Annotated in this window: 14 protein-coding genes; 4 read left to right on the top strand and 10 right to left on the bottom strand. The window is 65.1% G+C overall.

What is annotated here, in order from left to right:
- The first annotated feature begins 149 nt into the window (after nucleotides 1-149).
- On the top strand, nucleotides 150-650 hold the full coding sequence (locus JQ592_RS34615) for an RNA pyrophosphohydrolase (protein ID WP_211407188.1): 501 nt from the start codon (nucleotides 150-152) through the stop codon (nucleotides 648-650).
- 94 nt (nucleotides 651-744) lie between these two features.
- Here the strand turns inward: JQ592_RS34615 and JQ592_RS34610 are convergent, their stop codons facing one another.
- The 6 genes from JQ592_RS34610 to JQ592_RS34585 form a co-directional block, all read right to left on the bottom strand.
- The gene (locus JQ592_RS34610) at nucleotides 745-2,403 is read right to left on the bottom strand and encodes an adenylate/guanylate cyclase domain-containing protein (protein ID WP_211407187.1); all 1,659 of its coding nucleotides are present in this window, start codon (nucleotides 2,401-2,403) and stop codon (nucleotides 745-747) included.
- Nucleotides 2,404-2,555: 152 nt separating this feature from the next.
- On the bottom strand, nucleotides 2,556-2,963 hold the full coding sequence (locus tag JQ592_RS34605) for a F0F1 ATP synthase subunit epsilon (RefSeq protein WP_211407186.1): 408 nt from the start codon (nucleotides 2,961-2,963) through the stop codon (nucleotides 2,556-2,558).
- A 109-nt stretch (nucleotides 2,964-3,072) separates the two neighbouring features.
- Nucleotides 3,073-4,515 carry a F0F1 ATP synthase subunit beta gene (atpD, locus tag JQ592_RS34600; RefSeq protein ID WP_211407185.1) on the bottom strand — a complete coding sequence of 481 codons (1,443 nt, stop codon included), beginning with the start codon at nucleotides 4,513-4,515 and terminating at the stop codon, nucleotides 3,073-3,075.
- 34 nt (nucleotides 4,516-4,549) lie between these two features.
- Entirely contained in the window at nucleotides 4,550-5,425 is an 876-nt protein-coding gene (locus tag JQ592_RS34595; protein WP_211407184.1) for a F0F1 ATP synthase subunit gamma, read from the bottom strand.
- A gap of 145 nt (nucleotides 5,426-5,570) precedes the next feature.
- Nucleotides 5,571-7,100 carry a F0F1 ATP synthase subunit alpha gene (gene atpA, locus JQ592_RS34590; protein ID WP_211407183.1) on the bottom strand — a complete coding sequence of 510 codons (1,530 nt, stop codon included), beginning with the start codon at nucleotides 7,098-7,100 and terminating at the stop codon, nucleotides 5,571-5,573.
- Nucleotides 7,100-7,660, bottom strand: coding sequence for a F0F1 ATP synthase subunit delta (locus JQ592_RS34585; protein WP_211407182.1), 561 nt, complete (start codon nucleotides 7,658-7,660; stop codon nucleotides 7,100-7,102). The genes atpA and JQ592_RS34585 overlap by 1 nt, the downstream gene beginning before the upstream one ends.
- A gap of 651 nt (nucleotides 7,661-8,311) precedes the next feature.
- Here JQ592_RS34585 and JQ592_RS34580 point away from each other — a divergent pair.
- The gene (locus tag JQ592_RS34580; protein WP_211407181.1) at nucleotides 8,312-8,809 is read left to right on the top strand and encodes a septal ring lytic transglycosylase RlpA family protein; all 498 of its coding nucleotides are present in this window, start codon (nucleotides 8,312-8,314) and stop codon (nucleotides 8,807-8,809) included.
- Nucleotides 8,810-9,155: 346 nt separating this feature from the next.
- Here JQ592_RS34580 and JQ592_RS34575 read toward each other — a convergent pair whose 3' ends face one another.
- Entirely contained in the window at nucleotides 9,156-11,366 is a 2,211-nt protein-coding gene (locus tag JQ592_RS34575) for a primosomal protein N' (protein WP_211407180.1), read from the bottom strand.
- A 120-nt stretch (nucleotides 11,367-11,486) separates the two neighbouring features.
- Here JQ592_RS34575 and JQ592_RS34570 point away from each other — a divergent pair, with 120 nt between their 5' ends.
- Nucleotides 11,487-12,452, top strand: coding sequence for a tyrosine recombinase XerC (locus tag JQ592_RS34570; protein ID WP_211407179.1), 966 nt, complete (start codon nucleotides 11,487-11,489; stop codon nucleotides 12,450-12,452).
- 87 nt (nucleotides 12,453-12,539) lie between these two features.
- On the top strand, nucleotides 12,540-13,130 hold the full coding sequence (locus tag JQ592_RS34565) for a DUF4337 domain-containing protein (RefSeq protein WP_211407178.1): 591 nt from the start codon (nucleotides 12,540-12,542) through the stop codon (nucleotides 13,128-13,130).
- Between the two features lie 239 nt (nucleotides 13,131-13,369).
- On the opposite strand, the gene JQ592_RS34560 is transcribed toward JQ592_RS34565, so the two are convergent.
- From JQ592_RS34560 to JQ592_RS34550, 3 genes are read right to left on the bottom strand one after another with little or no spacing between them, the layout of a single operon-like run.
- Nucleotides 13,370-13,900, bottom strand: a complete 531-nt coding sequence (locus JQ592_RS34560) for a hypothetical protein (RefSeq protein WP_211407177.1) — start codon at nucleotides 13,898-13,900, stop codon at nucleotides 13,370-13,372.
- A gap of 34 nt (nucleotides 13,901-13,934) precedes the next feature.
- Nucleotides 13,935-15,335, bottom strand: coding sequence for a dihydrolipoyl dehydrogenase (gene lpdA / locus JQ592_RS34555; protein ID WP_211407176.1), 1,401 nt, complete (start codon nucleotides 15,333-15,335; stop codon nucleotides 13,935-13,937).
- Between the two features lie 57 nt (nucleotides 15,336-15,392).
- Nucleotides 15,393-16,154 (bottom strand): SDR family oxidoreductase, encoded by a 762-nt coding sequence (locus JQ592_RS34550; RefSeq protein ID WP_211407175.1) that lies wholly within the window; start codon nucleotides 16,152-16,154, stop codon nucleotides 15,393-15,395.
- Nucleotides 16,155-16,205 lie beyond the last annotated feature (51 nt).

The raw sequence follows: 16,205 nt of genomic DNA, 5'->3' as shown, positions 1-16,205 counted from the left end.
GGTCATCCCCGCGAAGGCGGGGATCCATACCCCCAGGGAGAAGTGAGGCGGCGGATGGCAACCACGGCCTTTCAACCAATTACCGCCTGTGGTTATGGATTCCGGGCTCGCGCCTTGCGCGCCCCGGAATGACGATGAGAGATTTACGCGTGACGAATGAAAAACCCTATCGCCCCAACGTCGGGATCGCGCTGTTCAATGCCGATGGCCATGTCCTGATCGGGCACCGCTTCAAGGGCGACGGGCCCGAGATCATTCTGCCGGGGCTCGACTGGCAGATGCCGCAGGGCGGCGTCGACGAGGGCGAGAATCTGCGCGACGCGGCGATGCGCGAGCTGTGGGAAGAGACCAGCGTCGTCAGCGCCGACTATCTCGGCGAGACGGACTGGCTCACCTATGAATTCCCGCCTTACGACGGACCGCAGACGCACCGCCTCGCAAGATTTCGCGGGCAGCGCCAAAAGTGGTTCGCGCTGCGCTTCACCGGCAAGGACGACGAGATCGATCCGCTGACGCCGCGCAACGGCCAGCCCGCCGAGTTCGATGCCTGGCGTTGGGAGCGCCTCGACCGGGTCGCCGACCTCGTCGTGCCGTTCCGGCGTGACGTCTACCACGCGGTGGCGCGAGAGTTTGCGGCCTTCGGAAACTGAAACTGCGAAAACAACCCCATGCACAGTAGAACGGGATTGAAATCATGAGAGAATTTTCGCCGGGAAGTCGGACCCGACCCAAGCACGGCACGCCCTAATTAATCGGTCCCACCGTGAACGGGCCGATGGCGATGACGTGACAGTCGCGGTCGCGCCTGGCGCAGTCGGCGAGGGCGGAGTTGACGGCGGTCTGCTCGTCGGCGGCCTTCAGGCCGAGGCCGGGGCGGCCTGAGGTGCCGACGGCGACGGCGTTCCAGCCCATGGCATCCGCGAGCTTGCGCACGACCTCGTCGCGGGCATCCGCCCCGATCTGGGCGTTGGAGGCGGCGTAGAACAGGCCGGTGATCCGGAGCAGGGTCGGGATCGGCACGACGAAATTGTCATCGATCGCAACGACCAGGCAGGGCACGCCGGCGATCGCGCCGCACGATTCCAGCGAACGCCGCGCCGCGTCCTCAGCGGATGATGCGCCCAGCACCATGAAATATTGTCCGCCCGGGCCGAGCGCGACCGAGCGGGATTTCGCCGCGGGCACGAACATGTTCTCGAGCCGGACTTTTTGCGGATCGCGCACGATCGGAAAATCCTTCGAGACGAACGCCCGCTCGGTCATCGCGTCATGCCGGAAATAGGGAGCCGGCGGCATCGGCGGCTTGCCGTGCGCGTAGACGACGTTGTCGCCGACCGCATAGAGCTCGCAGCGCCGCGGCGATTGCGCGGCATCGGCGCGCTTCTGGCACTGCTCGACCGCGGAGTTGCGCGCGGCCTCCTCGTTCGGCTGGTTCAACGCCGAGCCGGTGAAGCCGCCGACATTGAGCGCGAACGCCTTGTAGTCACCGGCCGCGGCATAGTCGCCAGCCAGATAGTTGCGGATGCGCTCGTTGATAAAAGGCACGCTGTCGGCGGCAAGCTTGCCCGTTGTCGGCGCGGCGGAGGGTGACGGCGCGGGCATCGGCGCCATCGCAGCGCCGGCGTTCGGCGGCGTCATCGGCGCCTTTGCCATTTGGGTCGGCATCGGACTCGGCGTTGCCGCCATCGCGGTCGGCGTTGCGCTTGGAACGGCGGCCGGCGTCGATGCGGCGGTCGCCGTCTGCTTGAGCTTGGTGTTGTAGAGGAAACCCGAGACGATGATGGCGACGATCGAGACGACGGCGACCACCAGCGGCCACATCCACACCGGCGCCGCGGCAACCTTGGAGACCGCCTTCTTCACCTGCGGCTTCGTATAGCTGCCGTCCTCGCGCCGCATCGCCACCATGTAGGCGTGCACCGGCGTCGGGATGTTCTTCACCTCCTGCGCGCCGATATCGGCGAAGTGCACCGACAGCTTGTTGGCGACCTGCTCGTGCACCGCGCGGGAGACGCAGATGCCGCCGACCTCGGCGAGCCCCTCCAGCCGCGCGGCGATGTTGACGCCGTCCCCTAACAGATCGCCATCGCGCTCGACCACATCGCCGATGGTGATGCCGATGCGGAACGACATCTGCCGGCTCGGCGGGTACGCCATGTTGCGGGTCCGCAAGCTTTCCTGGATGTCGATCGCGCAGCGCACGGCATCGACCGCGCTCGGAAATTCCGCGAGCACGGCATCGCCCGCCGTGTTGAAGATGCGCCCGCCCGCCTTGGCGATGAAATCGTCGACGACCTCGCGATAGGAGGCGAGACGCCGCAGCGTCTCCTCTTCGTCTTCCGCGACCAGCCTCGAATAACCGGCAATATCGGCTGCGAAAATCGCCGCGATCTTGCGTTTCATCTGTGACCCGCCCCGGAACAAATTCGCGGGCGCAGAATGCCGCTATCTCTGGGGCGGTGCAACAAAGTTTCAGCGCCCGCCACGGTCGGTGACGAGCGCTGAACTTGTTCTGGAATTTTGAAGCTTGAGCCCCGGAGCGGTTGCGCCGGGGCTTAGTGCATGGCCGTGGAGTTGAGCTGCTGCTGGATGCTCTTGAAGTGATCGAGCCGCTCGATGGCCTGATCGAGCTCGCCGCCTTCGTGCTCCTTCAGCCCCTCTTCCATCTCCGCGATCGTCTCGGCGAACTGGGCACGATCGAGCTCGGCCAGCGAGGTCGCGACGTCGGCGAGCACGGTCAGGCCCCTCTCGGAGACCTCGGCGAGGCCGCCGAGCACGATGACCTTCTCGTGCCTACCGCCGGCTGTGATGGTGAGGATGCCGGGCCGGATCGCAGCCACGACCGGCGCATGTCCCGCCAGCACGCCGAAGTCACCCTCGACGCCGGGGATGTCGACCTGATCGACCTCGCCCGTGAAGGCGAGCTTTTCCGGAGAGACGAGATCGAAGTGGAAGGTGGCCATGGGCTATCCGTTGTTTTCCGCTTGTCACCCGCGGGCTTGACCCGCGGGTCCATCCATCAAAATTCTCTTTTGATGGATCGCCGGGTCAAGCCCGGCGATGACGAGTTGCTTAGGCCGCCTCAGCGGCCAGCTTCTTGCCCTTCTCGACCGCCTCTTCGATGGTACCGACCATGTAGAAGGCAGCTTCCGGCAGATGATCGTACTTGCCGTCCACCAGGCCCTTGAAGCCCTTGATGGTGTCGGCGAGCTCGACGAACTTGCCGGGCGAACCCGTGAAAATTTCGGCGACGTGGAACGGCTGCGACAGGAAGCGCTCGATCTTGCGGGCGCGGGCCACCGTCAGCTTGTCCTCTTCCGAAAGCTCGTCCATGCCGAGAATGGCGATGATGTCCTGGAGCGACTTGTAGCGCTGCAGCACCTGCTGGACCTGACGGGCGACGGCATAGTGCTCCTCGCCGACGACCAGCGGCGAGAGCATGCGCGAGGTCGAGTCGAGCGGGTCCACCGCCGGATAGATGCCCTTTTCCGAGATCGCGCGCGACAGCACCGTGGTGGCGTCCAAGTGCGCGAACGAGGTCGCGGGCGCCGGGTCGGTCAAGTCGTCGGCCGGCACGTAGATGGCCTGCACCGAGGTGATCGAACCCTTCTGCGTGGTGGTGATGCGCTCCTGCAGCGCGCCCATGTCGGTGGCGAGCGTCGGCTGATAACCCACCGCCGAAGGAATACGGCCGAGCAGCGCCGACACTTCCGAACCCGCCTGCGTGAAGCGGAAGATGTTGTCGACGAAGAACAGCACGTCCTGACCCTGGTCGCGGAAGTGCTCGGCGACGGTCAGACCGGTCAGACCGACGCGGGCACGGGCGCCCGGCGGCTCGTTCATCTGACCGAACACGAGAGCGCACTTCGACTTCACGCTCGGATCCGGATTGTGCGGATCGGCATTGACCTTGGACTCGATGAACTCGTGATAGAGGTCGTTGCCCTCGCGGGTACGCTCGCCGACGCCGGCGAACACGGAGTAACCGCCGTGCGCCTTGGCGACGTTGTTGATCAGCTCCTGAATCAGCACGGTCTTGCCGACGCCGGCGCCGCCGAACAGGCCGATCTTGCCGCCCTTCGCATACGGAGCGAGCAGATCGACGACCTTGATGCCGGTGACGAGAATTTCGGCTTCGGTCGACTGGTCGGTATAGGTCGGCGCTTCCTGATGGATGGCGCGGGTGCCTTCCGACTTGATCGGGCCGGCCTCGTCGATCGGCTCGCCGATGACGTTCATGATGCGGCCGAGCGTACCGGCACCCACGGGAACCGAGATCGGCTGACCGGTGTCGGTCACTTCCTGGCCGCGCACCAGACCTTCGGTGGCGTCCATCGCGATCGTGCGGACGGTCGACTCGCCGAGATGCTGCGCGACTTCCAGCACCAGGCGGTTGTTGCCGTTCTTGGTCTCCAGCGAGTTGAGAATGGCCGGCAGGTGGCCTTCGAACTGCACGTCGACGACGGCGCCCATGACCTGGGTAACGCGACCGATCTGTGTGGCTGCTGTAGCCATTTACTGTCTCCTTCGATCCGAATTTCGTGTCCGGTCAGACTGCTTCTGCGCCGGAGATGATTTCGATGAGTTCCTTGGTGATCTGAGCCTGACGCGTGCGGTTGTAGACCAGCGTCTGCTTGCGGATCATTTCGCCGGCGTTGCGGGTGGCGTTGTCCATCGCCGACATCTGCGCGCCGTAGAACGAAGCGTTGTTCTCGAGCAGGGCGCGGAAGATCTGCACCGCGAGATTGCGCGGCAACAGGCGCGCGAGGATCTCGTCCTCCTCCGGCTCATATTCGTAAGAGGTCGCGCTGCCGTTCGCAGCGCCTTCCTCGACAACCAGCGGAATGATCTGCTGGGCGGTCGGGACCTGCGCGATCACCGACTTGAATTGCGAGTAGAACAGCGTGCAGACGTCGAACTCGCCGGCGTCGAAACGGGCCAGCACCTTCTTGGCGATATCCTCGGCGTTGACGAAGCCGAGCTGGCGCACGCTGCGCAGATCGAGATGCTCGACGATCTGCTTGTCGAACAGGCGGCGGAGCTGCTCGTAGCCCTTGCGGCCGACGCAGAAGAATTTCACTTCCTTGCCCTGCGCAGCCAGCGCAAGGGCGCGCTCGCGCGCGAGACGCACGATCGAGGAGTTGAAGGCGCCGGACAGGCCGCGCTCGCCGGTGCAGACCAGCAGCAGGTGAACCTGATCGCGGCCGGTGCCGGCCAGCAGCGCCGGCGCGCCGGGCGAGCCCGCCGCGGCGCTGGCGATGTTGGAGATCACCGCGCTCATCTTGTCGGCATAGGGACGCGCAGCTTCCGCCGCGGTCTGCGCGCGGCGCAGCTTGGAGGCCGCGACCATCTGCATGGCCTTGGTGATCTTTTGCGTCGCCTTGGTGGAGGCGATGCGGACGCGCATGTCTTTAAGTGACGCCATTCTTCGTTCACCCCGGCGGTTCGACTGAAGCGTCGGACCGCTAGCCTGTCCCTACCGCAATGCCCGGCCGGGCGCCGGGCATGCTTCCTGTTGGTTTGCCTCTCGCGAAGCGGTCATGGCCGGAAGGATCCGGCCATGCTTGCTGTTACGCGAAGCTCTTCGCAAAGCCTTCGACCACCGACTTCAGCTTGCCAGCGCTGTCGTCCGAGAGATCGCGGCTGTCGCGGATCGCGTTGAGGATCTCGGCGTGCTTGCCGCGCAGCAGCGAGAGCAGGCCGTCCTCGAACGCCTTCACCTTGTTGAGCGGCAGCGGATCGAGATAGCCGTTGGTGCCGGCCCAGATCACGCAAACCTGCTCTTCCATCTTCAGCGGCGAGAACTGCGGCTGCTTGAGGAGCTCGGTGAGGCGCGAGCCGCGGTTGAGCAGGCGCTGGGTCGAGGCGTCGAGGTCGGAGCCGAACTGCGCGAACGCCGCCATTTCGCGGTACTGCGCGAGCTCGCCCTTGATCTTGCCGGCGACCTTCTTGGTGGCCTTGGTCTGCGCCGAGGAGCCGACGCGCGACACCGACAGACCGACGTTCACCGCGGGACGGATGCCCTGGAAGAACAGGTCGGTTTCCAGGAAGATCTGGCCGTCGGTGATCGAGATGACGTTGGTCGGGATGTAGGCCGACACGTCGTTGGCCTGGGTTTCGATGACCGGCAGCGCCGTCAGCGAGCCCGAGCCCTGGTCCTTGTTCAGCTTCGCCGCGCGCTCGAGCAGGCGGGAGTGCAGATAGAACACGTCGCCCGGATAGGCTTCGCGGCCCGGCGGGCGGCGCAGCAGCAGCGACATCTGGCGGTAGGCGACGGCCTGCTTGGACAGATCGTCATAGATGATGACCGCGTGCATGCCGTTGTCGCGGAAGTACTCGCCCATGGTGCAGCCGGTGAAGGGCGCGATGTACTGCATCGGCGCCGGATCGGAGGCGGTGGCGGCGACGACGATCGAATATTCGAGCGCGCCCTGCTCTTCCAGCACCTTCACGAACTGGGCGACGGTCGAACGCTTCTGGCCGACTGCGACGTAGACGCAGTACAGCTTGATGTTCTCGTCCGGCTGCGCGTTGAGCGGCTTCTGGTTCAGGATGGTGTCGAGCGCGATCGCGGTCTTGCCGGTCTGGCGGTCGCCGATGATCAGCTCGCGCTGGCCGCGGCCGATCGGGATCAGGGCGTCGATCGCCTTGAGGCCGGTCGCCATCGGCTCGCTCACCGACTTGCGCGGAATGATGCCGGGCGCCTTGACGTCGACGCGCATGCGCTTGTCGGCCTGGATCGGGCCCTTGCCGTCGATCGGGTTGCCGAGCGCGTCGACGACGCGGCCGAGCAGGCCCTTGCCGACCGGCGCGTCCACGATGGCGCGGGTGCGCTTGACGGTCTGGCCTTCCTTGATCTCACGGTCGGCACCGAAGATAACGACACCGACGTTGTCGGTTTCGAGGTTCAGCGCCATGCCGCGCGTGCCGTTCTCGAACTCGACCATTTCACCGGCCTGGACGTTGTCCAGACCGTAGACGCGGGCGATACCGTCGCCGACGGACAGCACCTGTCCGACTTCGGAGACTTCAGCTTCCTGGCCGAAATTCTTGATCTGGTCCTTGAGGATCGCGGAAATTTCCGCGGCGCGGATGTCCATCAGCCTGCCTCTTTCATCGCGTGCTTGATCGAATTGAGTTTGGTGCGAAGCGAACCATCGACCATGCGGCTGCCCAGCTTGACGACGAGGCCACCGATGATCGCGGGATCGACTTTCACGTTCAGCGCGACGTCCTTGCCGGTCACCGACTTCAGGGCAACCTTGAGAGCGTCGAGATTCTTGTCAGAGAGCGCTTCCGCCACGGTCACGTCGGCCGTCGTCTCGCCCTTGAACCTGGCGACGAGGGCGCGGTAGGCGCGGATGACGTCGGCCACCGCGAACAGGCGGCGGTTGGCGGTCAGCACTTTGAGGAAATTGGCGGAGATCCCGGCGATGCCGGCCTTCTCCAGCACGGCCGAGAGGGCCTTGGACTGGACCTCGGCCGCGAACACCGGGCTGCGGACGAGGCGCTTCAAATCGGCACTCTCGTTCAGCAAGGCCTCGAATTTGTCGAGATCGGCTTTGACCTCGTCGACCACTTTCTGGTCGCGGGCCAGTTCAAACAAGGCCGTTGCATAACGGCCGGACACACCTGAAACGGACGTATCTTCTGCAGCCACAGACGCGCTCTTTTTGCTGTCAAACTCGCAAGGGAAAAACCGTCGCCACGAAGCGGCGCCTAGCGATCCAAGCCCTTGGAATTCAAGCGGGACTTCGATTTTCGGCCGACACGGGAGGTGCCGGGTCCGTTAAAATCGCGGCTTTGCTAACATAGCAGGCGCGCACGTGCAACATGACGCCAAATTAAAGGCATGGGGTTCTGTCGCCAGTTCGTCGCACTCCGCGAGGACTCTCCGGCCGCCAAGGCGGCGGACCTGCCGCACCACGGAATTGCCGTGAGCCTGACAGCGGCATCCCGCACTTTGGTTCCTGCCCTCAGCGCATAGCCGCCATGAACACGGATCGCTGAGGCGTGATTCCCGCTTCGGGCCGTTCCACTCGCCGAATACTTACCCAATCCTAAATGCTGGAGGCGATGACTTCGCTTTACAGTATTAGCAAGTAATCATGAGGTTAACGAATCGTTAAAGCCGAAGATTACGGAACATCGGCTGAATATCGTGCGGCGGTAACAAGATATTTCATGACGATACATACCGAATCTACTGCCTAATTCATGCCTCATTAGGAATCGAAACGCCAATCCGCTCACAAACTGATGGGGGCTCCACTAGCCACATATGTGGCAATACTAGCTTAGGGACCACTAAATGCTGTCTTTGAAGACGCTGGGCTTTGTGACCCGGCCGCGCACGGCGATCGCTTTCGTCGCCGCAACTCTCATCGTCGGTGGAACTGCCACCGAGGCTTCCGCAAAATCCAGGCATCACCGGCATCATCACCGCCACCACGCCCAAACCGATAGCAACCCGACCTCCGATTGGCGCAACGCCAATGCGGCGATGACGCCGTCCTCGGGCACGGGCCACAGCTTCTCCGGCATGGCGTCCTATTACGGCAACGAGTCCGGCAGCCGCACCGCGTCGGGCCAGCGCTTCAACCAGAACGCCCTGACCGCCGCGCACCGCTCGCTGCCCTTCGGCACCAAGCTGCGCGTCACCCACCGCGGCCAGAGCGTGGTCGTCACCATCAACGACCGCGGCCCGTTCATTCGCGGCCGTGTCCTCGACCTCTCCACGGGTGCAGCCCGCGCCATCGGCCTCACCGGCGCCGGCGTCGGCCGCGTCACCGCGGAAGTCGTCTCCTAAGGCGCGCTCCAGGCGCCTCACGCGCAGTTTTCATCAGTTTGATGCGCGTATGAAACAAGCCCGCGGTCTTGGGGGACCGCGGGCTTTTTTACGTCCCGTCATTGCGAGGGCGCACAGCCGTAGCCCGGATGGAGCGCAGCGAAATCCGGGGCCGCGCGTTGCGGATCGGCTTGTCCCGGATTGCGCTTCGCTCCATCCGGGCTACAGGCGCTTCGTCATTGCGAGCGCAGCGAAGCAATCCAGAATCTTTCCGCGGAAAGACTCTGGATTGCTTCGTCGCATCAGCGCAAAATTGCTTCGCAATTTTGTCGCGAGCTCCTCGCAATGACGTGGAGAGAGCGGTGGCCTACAAAAAGCTCTGCGGATCGACGTCCACTTCGAGCTTTTGATTGCCTGTCGGCTTCGGGCAGACCGCGAGCCAGTTGCGCAAATAGTCCGAGAGATCGAAACCGCGCGCCGATTTCACCAGGATGCGGAAGCGGTAGCGGCCCTTGATGACCGCGAGCGGCGCCTCGGCCGGCCCCAGCACCACCACGCGCTCGTCGCGCGGCGCGAGCGCGACGAGACGGCGGCCGAGTCCTTCCGCGCTCGGGCGGTCGCCTGCGGAGATGATCAGGCTCGCGAGCCGGCCGAATGGCGGATAGAGCGTCTTCTCGCGCAGATCGATCTCGCTGTCGTAGAAGGCCTCGCGGTCGCAGGCGATCAGCGCCCTCATCACGGGATGATCGGGCTGATGGGTCTGCAGATACCCGATGCCGCGGCCCTGCTCGCGGCCGGCGCGGCCGATCACCTGGTTGAGCAATTGCCAGGTCCGCTCCGCCGCGCGCGGATCGCCGTTGGATAGGCCAAGATCCGCATCGACCACGCCGACCAGATTGAGCCGCGGAAAATTGTGGCCTTTGGCGACGAGCTGCGTGCCGATGATGATGTCGACCCGGCCCTCCGCGATCTCGGCAAGCTCGCTGCGCATCGTCTCGATCGAGGTGATGAGATCGCTCGACAGCACCATGGTACGCGCGTCCGGAAACAGCGCGGCCGCTTCCTCCTGCAGGCGCTCCACGCCGGGACCGACGGCGACCAGCGATTCCTCGGCCGAACAGTTCGGACAGATGTGCGGACGCGGCATCGAGAAGCCGCAATGGTGACAGACGAGGCGCTGGCGGAAGCGGTGATCGACCAGCCAGGCATCGCAGATGGTGCAGGCGAAGCGGTGACCGCAGGCACGGCACAGCGTCAGCGGCGCATAGCCGCGGCGATTGAGGAACAGCAGCGCCTGCTCGCGCTTTTCGATCGCGGTTCTGAGCTCGCCCGCAAGCCGCGGCGAGATGAAGCGGCCGCGCGCGGGCGGCTCGCGGCGCAGGTCGATCGCCTCGATATGCGGCATGTGCTGGCCGCCGAAGCGCGAGGGCAGCGCGATGCGCTGATAGCGGTTCTTGCGCGCATTGACCTCGGATTCCACCGACGGCGTCGCGGAGGCCAGCACCACCGGGATTTTTGCGATATGCGCGCGCACCACCGCCATGTCGCGGGCGTGATAATGCACGCCATCGTCCTGCTTGTAGGCCTGGTCGTGCTCCTCATCGACGACGATGAGGCCGAGATTGGCGTAAGGGAGGAACAGCGCCGAGCGCGCGCCGACGACGACCGGCGCGCTGCCTTCGGAGATCGCGGCCCAATTGCGCGCACGGGTGCGCGGCGTCAGCCCGGAATGCCATTCGATCGGCCGCACGCCAAAGCGCTGCGCGAATCGGTCGAGGAACTGGCCGGTGAGCGCGATTTCCGGCATCAGGATCAGCGACTGCTTGCCGCGGCGGATCGTTTCCGCAACGGCCTCGAAATAGACCTCGGTCTTGCCGGAGCCGGTGACGCCGTCGAGCAGCGCGACGTGGAAGGTGCCATTCGCCGCAAGCGCGCGCATCGCATCGACGCCGGCCCGCTGCAGCGGCGAGAAATCCGGCCGGCCGAATTCAGGGTCGGGCGCCGGCGGCGGCGCAGGCGGCGGCATCGGCTCGACCGTGAGCGTGCCCTCGTCGACAAGGCCGTCGATCACGCCGGCCGAAACACCCGCTTCCTTGGCGGCCTCGGACTTGCCGTGCAGCAGCCGGTCCGACAGCACCTCGATCACCCGCTGCCGCGCCGGCGTCAGCCGCCGCGGCGGATCGCCGGTCAGGCGCACGCCGGGACGTACCCGCTCGGGGCCGAGATTCTCGCCCATCCGCAGGCACATGCGCAGCACCATGCCGCGCGGGCTCAGCGTGTAATTGGCGACCCAGTCGACGACCTGGCGCAGCTCGGGCTTCAGCGGCGCAATGTCGAGCTTCTCGTTGACCTCCTTGAGGCGGTTGTGCAGGCGCGGGTCGGGATTGGCGTTCTCCCCCCAGACCACGGCCAGCACCTCGCGCGCACCGAGCGGCACACCGACGAGATCGCCGGCCTTCAGCTCCATGCCGCGCGGCACCTTGTACGAATAGGTCTGGTCGAGCGCGACCGGCACCAGCACGTCGACCATGCGGGTCGCGTTGGCGGGGGCGGTGTTGCTGCGCGAGGTGTGATCCATCAACAGTCTGGAGGGAGAATCGGAACCCGGGGCCTGAAGGCTAGCGCTACGTGCCGGCCTTAGCGAACGATAAACGAGTGTGATGCGATATACTGTGCGGAATCACCACGTCCAGAGCGCATGAGCAAAGCGGCCGCCCCCTTGATCGAGCTCGCCAGCGCCGATCCCTCGATCGCGCAGGAGATGGCGCGCTGGCTGTCGCATCTCGGCGCCGAGCGGCGGCTGTCGCCGAAGACGCTGGAGGCCTATGGCCGCGACTTGCGGCAGTGCCTGGATTTCCTCTGTGCCCATTGGGGCGAGCGGGTGACGCTGGCACGGTTTGCGTCGCTGGAGGCCACCGACGTGCGCGCCTTCATGGCGATGCGCCGTGCCGACGACATTGCCGGACGCAGCCTGATGCGCGCGCTGGCGGGCCTGCGCTCGTTCGGCCGCTTCCTCGAGCGCGAAGGCAAGGGCAAGGTCGGCGCGCTCTCCGCGATACGCGCGCCAAAAGTTGCAAAGAGCCTGCCGAAGCCGTTGCCGATGGCATCCGCAAAGCGTCTTGCGGATGCCGACGAACGCGCCGGGGAGGAGCGCGAGACCTGGATCCTGGTGCGCGATGCCGCGGTGATGGCGCTGCTCTATGGCTCGGGCCTGCGCATCTCCGAAGCGCTCGGTCTGAAACACCGCGAGGTGCCGAAGCCCGGCGAAGGCGACGTGCTGGTCGTAACCGGCAAAGGCAACAAGACGCGCATGGTGCCGGTGCTGCAGAACGTGCTGGAGCTGGTGCAGGAATATGTAGCGATGTGCCCGTATCCGCTGCCGGCGGACGGGCCGATCTTCGTCGGCGCGCGCGGCGGCCCCTTGAGCCCGCGCATCATCCAGCTCGCGATGGAGCGGCTGCGCGGCGCGCTCGGCCTGCCCGACAGCGCCACGCCGCACGCGCTCCGCCACTCCTTCGCCACACATCTGCTGTCGCGCGGCGGCGATTTGCGCGCGATCCAGGAACTGCTCGGCCATTCCTCGCTCTCGACCACGCAGATCTACACCGGCATCGATTCCGAGCGCCTGCTGGAAGTCTATGCCAGCGCGCATCCGCGGCGCTGAATCCTGACATCAAGCTGTCATCACGCGCGTGCCTCTTGCGCGGCGCTCGCGGTTCGGTCAATCGTGGGGAACCAGACAGGAGGTCATATGAGCGCACACGAAAGCATGGAGCACGCCGAGCACGCCGAGCACGCGTCCGGCTCGAACAAGAAGATCGCCCTCCTGATCGCCGTGCTGGCGCTGTTCCTTGCGATCTCGGAGACGCTCGGCAAGGGCGCCCAGACCGAATCGATCAGCAAGAACGTCGAGGCCGCCAATCTCTGGGCGTTCTTCCAGGCCAAGAGCATCCGTCGCACCGTGGTGCTGACCGCCTCCGAACAGGGCAAGCTCACGCTGGCCGGTACGACCGACGACGCCCTGAAGGCGGCCGTGCAGAAGCAGGTCGACGACTGGACCAAGACCGCGGCGCGCTACCGCTCCGAGCCCGAGACCGGCGAAGGCACCGAGCAGCTTGCCGAGAAGGCCAAGCATGCCGAGCACGAGCGCGACGAGGCGACCGCGAAGTACCATCACTTCGAGCTGGCGTCGGCCGCCTTCCAGATCGGCATCGTGCTGGCGTCCGCCACCATCATCACCGGCATGATCGCGCTGGCCTATGTCGGCGGCATCTTGACGCTCGCCGGCCTGATCATGACCGCCCTCGGCCTGTGGTGGCCGCATCTGGTGCATTTGCATTGAGGGGTGTGTGACGCGCGGTTTGACGCCACACAGACAGTGTCATGCCCCGGCTTGACCGGGGCATCCAGTACGCCGCGGCTTCTCCGTATTCGATTGACGTCTCTGGAATACTGGATCGCCCGGTCAAGCCGGGCGATGACAGCGAATGTGTGGCGAGCAGCGAATATGCAGCCGCGAACGAAGGTCCCGGATGTCGCTTCGCTCATCCGGGCTACGGGACCGTGATATGTGACGGGCAGCTACCGCGCCTGGTGCACGCTCTTGCGGAAACGCTGGATCAAACGCAGCGTGCGGGCGGACCAGCCTTCGCCATTGCCGGTGATCAGCTCGCGGATGCGCCGCTTGATCGGGTCGACCAGCAGGTGCGCCTTGGCGCGCACCTTCATCACGAGATCGTAGATCCGCTCGAACCAGTGCATCTCCAAAAGCTTGTCGCGTGTGACGTCGAACACGAAGGCGGTGACGCCGACGCCGAGCATTTTCGCGAAAATGATCGTGAAGACCGCGCTGGTCCAGTACTCATGCGTGAGCAGCCACAGGCCGACCAGCTTGAGCGGAAACAGCGGAATGATGGGGACCGCGAACACGATCAGCGTCATGGCCGGCGACAGCGCGTCGACGCGCTCCGTCAGCCATTGCTTGAAACGTGCGAGCGGGATGGCTGCGACAACCCGCGCGACGATCGGTTCGAGGTGGTCCCACAGCCAGGCTTCGATCAGGAAGACGATCGCAAGCAGGACCCAGACCGGTTGAAGAAGGCGGCGCAGCATGTGTTTCCCGCCCGATTCGTCGCTAGGCGCGAGCCTACATATGGATGGCCCGCTTGCCGACTGCAAGCGCGGCTTCCTTGACGGCCTCCGAGCGGGTCGGATGGGCGTGGCAGGTGCGCGCGAGATCTTCCGCACTGCCACCAAACTCCATGAGAACGCAGGCTTCATGGATCATTTCGCCGGCCTCAATGCCGATAATGTGCACGCCGAGCACGCGATCGGTCTTCGCATCTGCGAGAATTTTCACAAAGCCATCAGTGGTCTGGTTGACCTTGGAGCGGCCGTTGGCGGTAAAGGGAAACTTCCCGACGGTATAAGCGACACCCGCCTGCTTCAGCTCCTCCTCGGTCTTGCCGACGGAGGACACTTCCGGCGTGGTATACACGACGCCCGGGATCACATCGTAGTTCACGTGGCCGGCCTGGCCGGCGATGATCTCCGCGACCGCAACACCCTCATCCTCGGCCTTGTGCGCGAGCATCGGGCCGGCGACGACGTCGCCGATGGCATAGACGCCCTTCAGGCTGGTGGCGAAATGCGGGTCGATCTGGACGCGGCCGCGCGGGTCGAGTGCCACGCCGGCCTCCTTCAGGCCGAGCCCGTCCGTGTAGGGCGTGCGGCCGATGCAGACCAGGACGACATCGGCCTCGATGGTCTCGGCGGCACCGCCGGCAGCCGGCTCGATTTTCGCGAGCAATGCCTTGCTGTTCACTTCGACGCCGGTGACCTTCGAACCCAGCTTGAATGCAAATCCCTGCTTTTCAAGGATGCGCTGGAATTGCTTGGCGATCTCGCCGTCCATGCCGGGCAGAATGCGATCGAGGAATTCGACCACCATGACTTCGGATCCAAGCCGCCGCCACACAGAGCCAAGTTCGAGCCCGATCACGCCAGCGCCAATGACCAGCAATCTGCCTGGCACCTTCTCCAGCGACAGCGCGCCGGTCGACGACACGATGCGCTTCTCGTCGATCTCGATACCCTTCAGGCGCGCGATGTCGGAGCCGGTGGCGATCACGATGTTCTTGGTCTCGACCACCTGCGACTTGCCGTCGGCGGAGACCTCGACCTTGCCGGTGCCGAGAATCTTGCCGGTACCCTTGAGCACGTCGATCTTGTTCTTCTTCATCAGGAACTCGACGCCCTTGACGTTGCCGTCGATGCCCTGCTGCTTGAAGTTCATCATCGCGGGCAGATCGAGCTTCGGCGACGACACCGACACGCCCATCTTGGCGAAGGAGTGCCCGGCTTCCTCGAACATCTCGGAGGCATGCAGCAGCGCCTTGGACGGCATGCAGCCGACATTGAGACAGGTGCCGCCGAGCGTTGCGTTCTTTTCGACCACGGCGACTTTCATGCCGAGCTGGCTAGCGCGCACTGCGCAGACATAACCGCCCGGTCCGGTGCCGATGACGACGAGATCGTAGGTAGCCATGAGAGAAAGTCCCGTAGGTTTAGCGTGATGAGGATGTGTCAGCGTCCGCGCGGCGCGTCAGCGTCCGCCGGACACATCGAGAATGGCTGAGGTGACGTAGGAGGCCTCGTCCGACAGCAGCCAGACGATGGCGTTGGCGATTTCGTCGGCGGTGCCGACGCGCTTCATCGGCACCATGTGGGCCAGACGATGGGCGCGGTCGGGCTCGCCGCCGGCAGCGTGGATATCGGTGTCGATCAGGCCGGGACGGATCGCGGCGACGCGGATGCCTTCGTTTGCGACTTCGTAGCCGAGGCCAACCGTGAAGGAATCGACCGCGCCCTTGGACGCGGCGTAGTCGACATAGGTATTGGGTGCGCCGAGACGGGCCGCCACCGAGGACAGGTTGACGATGACGCCGCCCTTGCCGCCGTGCTTGGTCGACATCCGCTTCACGGCTTCGCGCGCGCAGAGGATGGAGCCGGTGACGTTGACGGCCATGACGCGCTGGATGCGCTCGGCCGACATCTCGTCGACGCGCACGCCGCTCTTGCCGACGATGCCGCCATTGTTGACGAGCGCCCCGAGCGTGCCGAACTTGTCGGCTTCCCTGAACAGGTTGAGGATGTCGCTTTCCTCGGCGACATCGCATTTCACCGCGATGGCCTTGCCGTTGCTGGCCTCGATCGTAGCTACGACTTCGTCGGCCGCGGTCTTGTTGCTGGCATAGCCGACCACGACGCGAAAGCCGCGCGCGGCCGCCGCAATCGCGGTCGCCCGCCCGATGCCGCGGCTGCCGCCGGTGATGACAACGACTTTATCCGTCACGCGCGCCTCCATGGTTCGACATGCGCCGTCGCGAATGGCGACGGCGCTCGCAGAGCATCAGGG

It is taken from the genome of Bradyrhizobium iriomotense (genome assembly GCF_018129405.1).
Taxonomy (GTDB): Bacteria; Pseudomonadota; Alphaproteobacteria; order Rhizobiales; family Xanthobacteraceae; genus Bradyrhizobium; species Bradyrhizobium iriomotense_B.
Note: the sequence above shows the minus strand (reverse complement) of the source record. Positions and strands in the feature narration are given on the sequence as shown.

Coding starts and splice junctions, on each gene's coding strand:
- JQ592_RS34610 (WP_211407187.1), bottom strand. CDS start 2,403: ATGAAACGCAAGATCGCGGCGATTTTCGCAGCCGATATTGCCGGTTAT.
- JQ592_RS34605 (WP_211407186.1), bottom strand. CDS start 2,963: ATGGCCACCTTCCACTTCGATCTCGTCTCTCCGGAAAAGCTCGCCTTC.
- atpD (WP_211407185.1), bottom strand. CDS start 4,515: ATGGCTACAGCAGCCACACAGATCGGTCGCGTTACCCAGGTCATGGGC.
- JQ592_RS34595 (WP_211407184.1), bottom strand. CDS start 5,425: ATGGCGTCACTTAAAGACATGCGCGTCCGCATCGCCTCCACCAAGGCG.
- atpA (WP_211407183.1), bottom strand. CDS start 7,100: ATGGACATCCGCGCCGCGGAAATTTCCGCGATCCTCAAGGACCAGATC.
- JQ592_RS34580 (WP_211407181.1), top strand. CDS start 8,312: ATGCTGTCTTTGAAGACGCTGGGCTTTGTGACCCGGCCGCGCACGGCG.
- JQ592_RS34575 (WP_211407180.1), bottom strand. CDS start 11,366: ATGGATCACACCTCGCGCAGCAACACCGCCCCCGCCAACGCGACCCGC.
- JQ592_RS34570 (WP_211407179.1), top strand. CDS start 11,487: ATGAGCAAAGCGGCCGCCCCCTTGATCGAGCTCGCCAGCGCCGATCCC.
- JQ592_RS34565 (WP_211407178.1), top strand. CDS start 12,540: ATGAGCGCACACGAAAGCATGGAGCACGCCGAGCACGCCGAGCACGCG.
- JQ592_RS34560 (WP_211407177.1), bottom strand. CDS start 13,900: ATGCTGCGCCGCCTTCTTCAACCGGTCTGGGTCCTGCTTGCGATCGTC.
- lpdA (WP_211407176.1), bottom strand. CDS start 15,335: ATGGCTACCTACGATCTCGTCGTCATCGGCACCGGACCGGGCGGTTAT.
- JQ592_RS34550 (WP_211407175.1), bottom strand. CDS start 16,154: ATGGAGGCGCGCGTGACGGATAAAGTCGTTGTCATCACCGGCGGCAGC.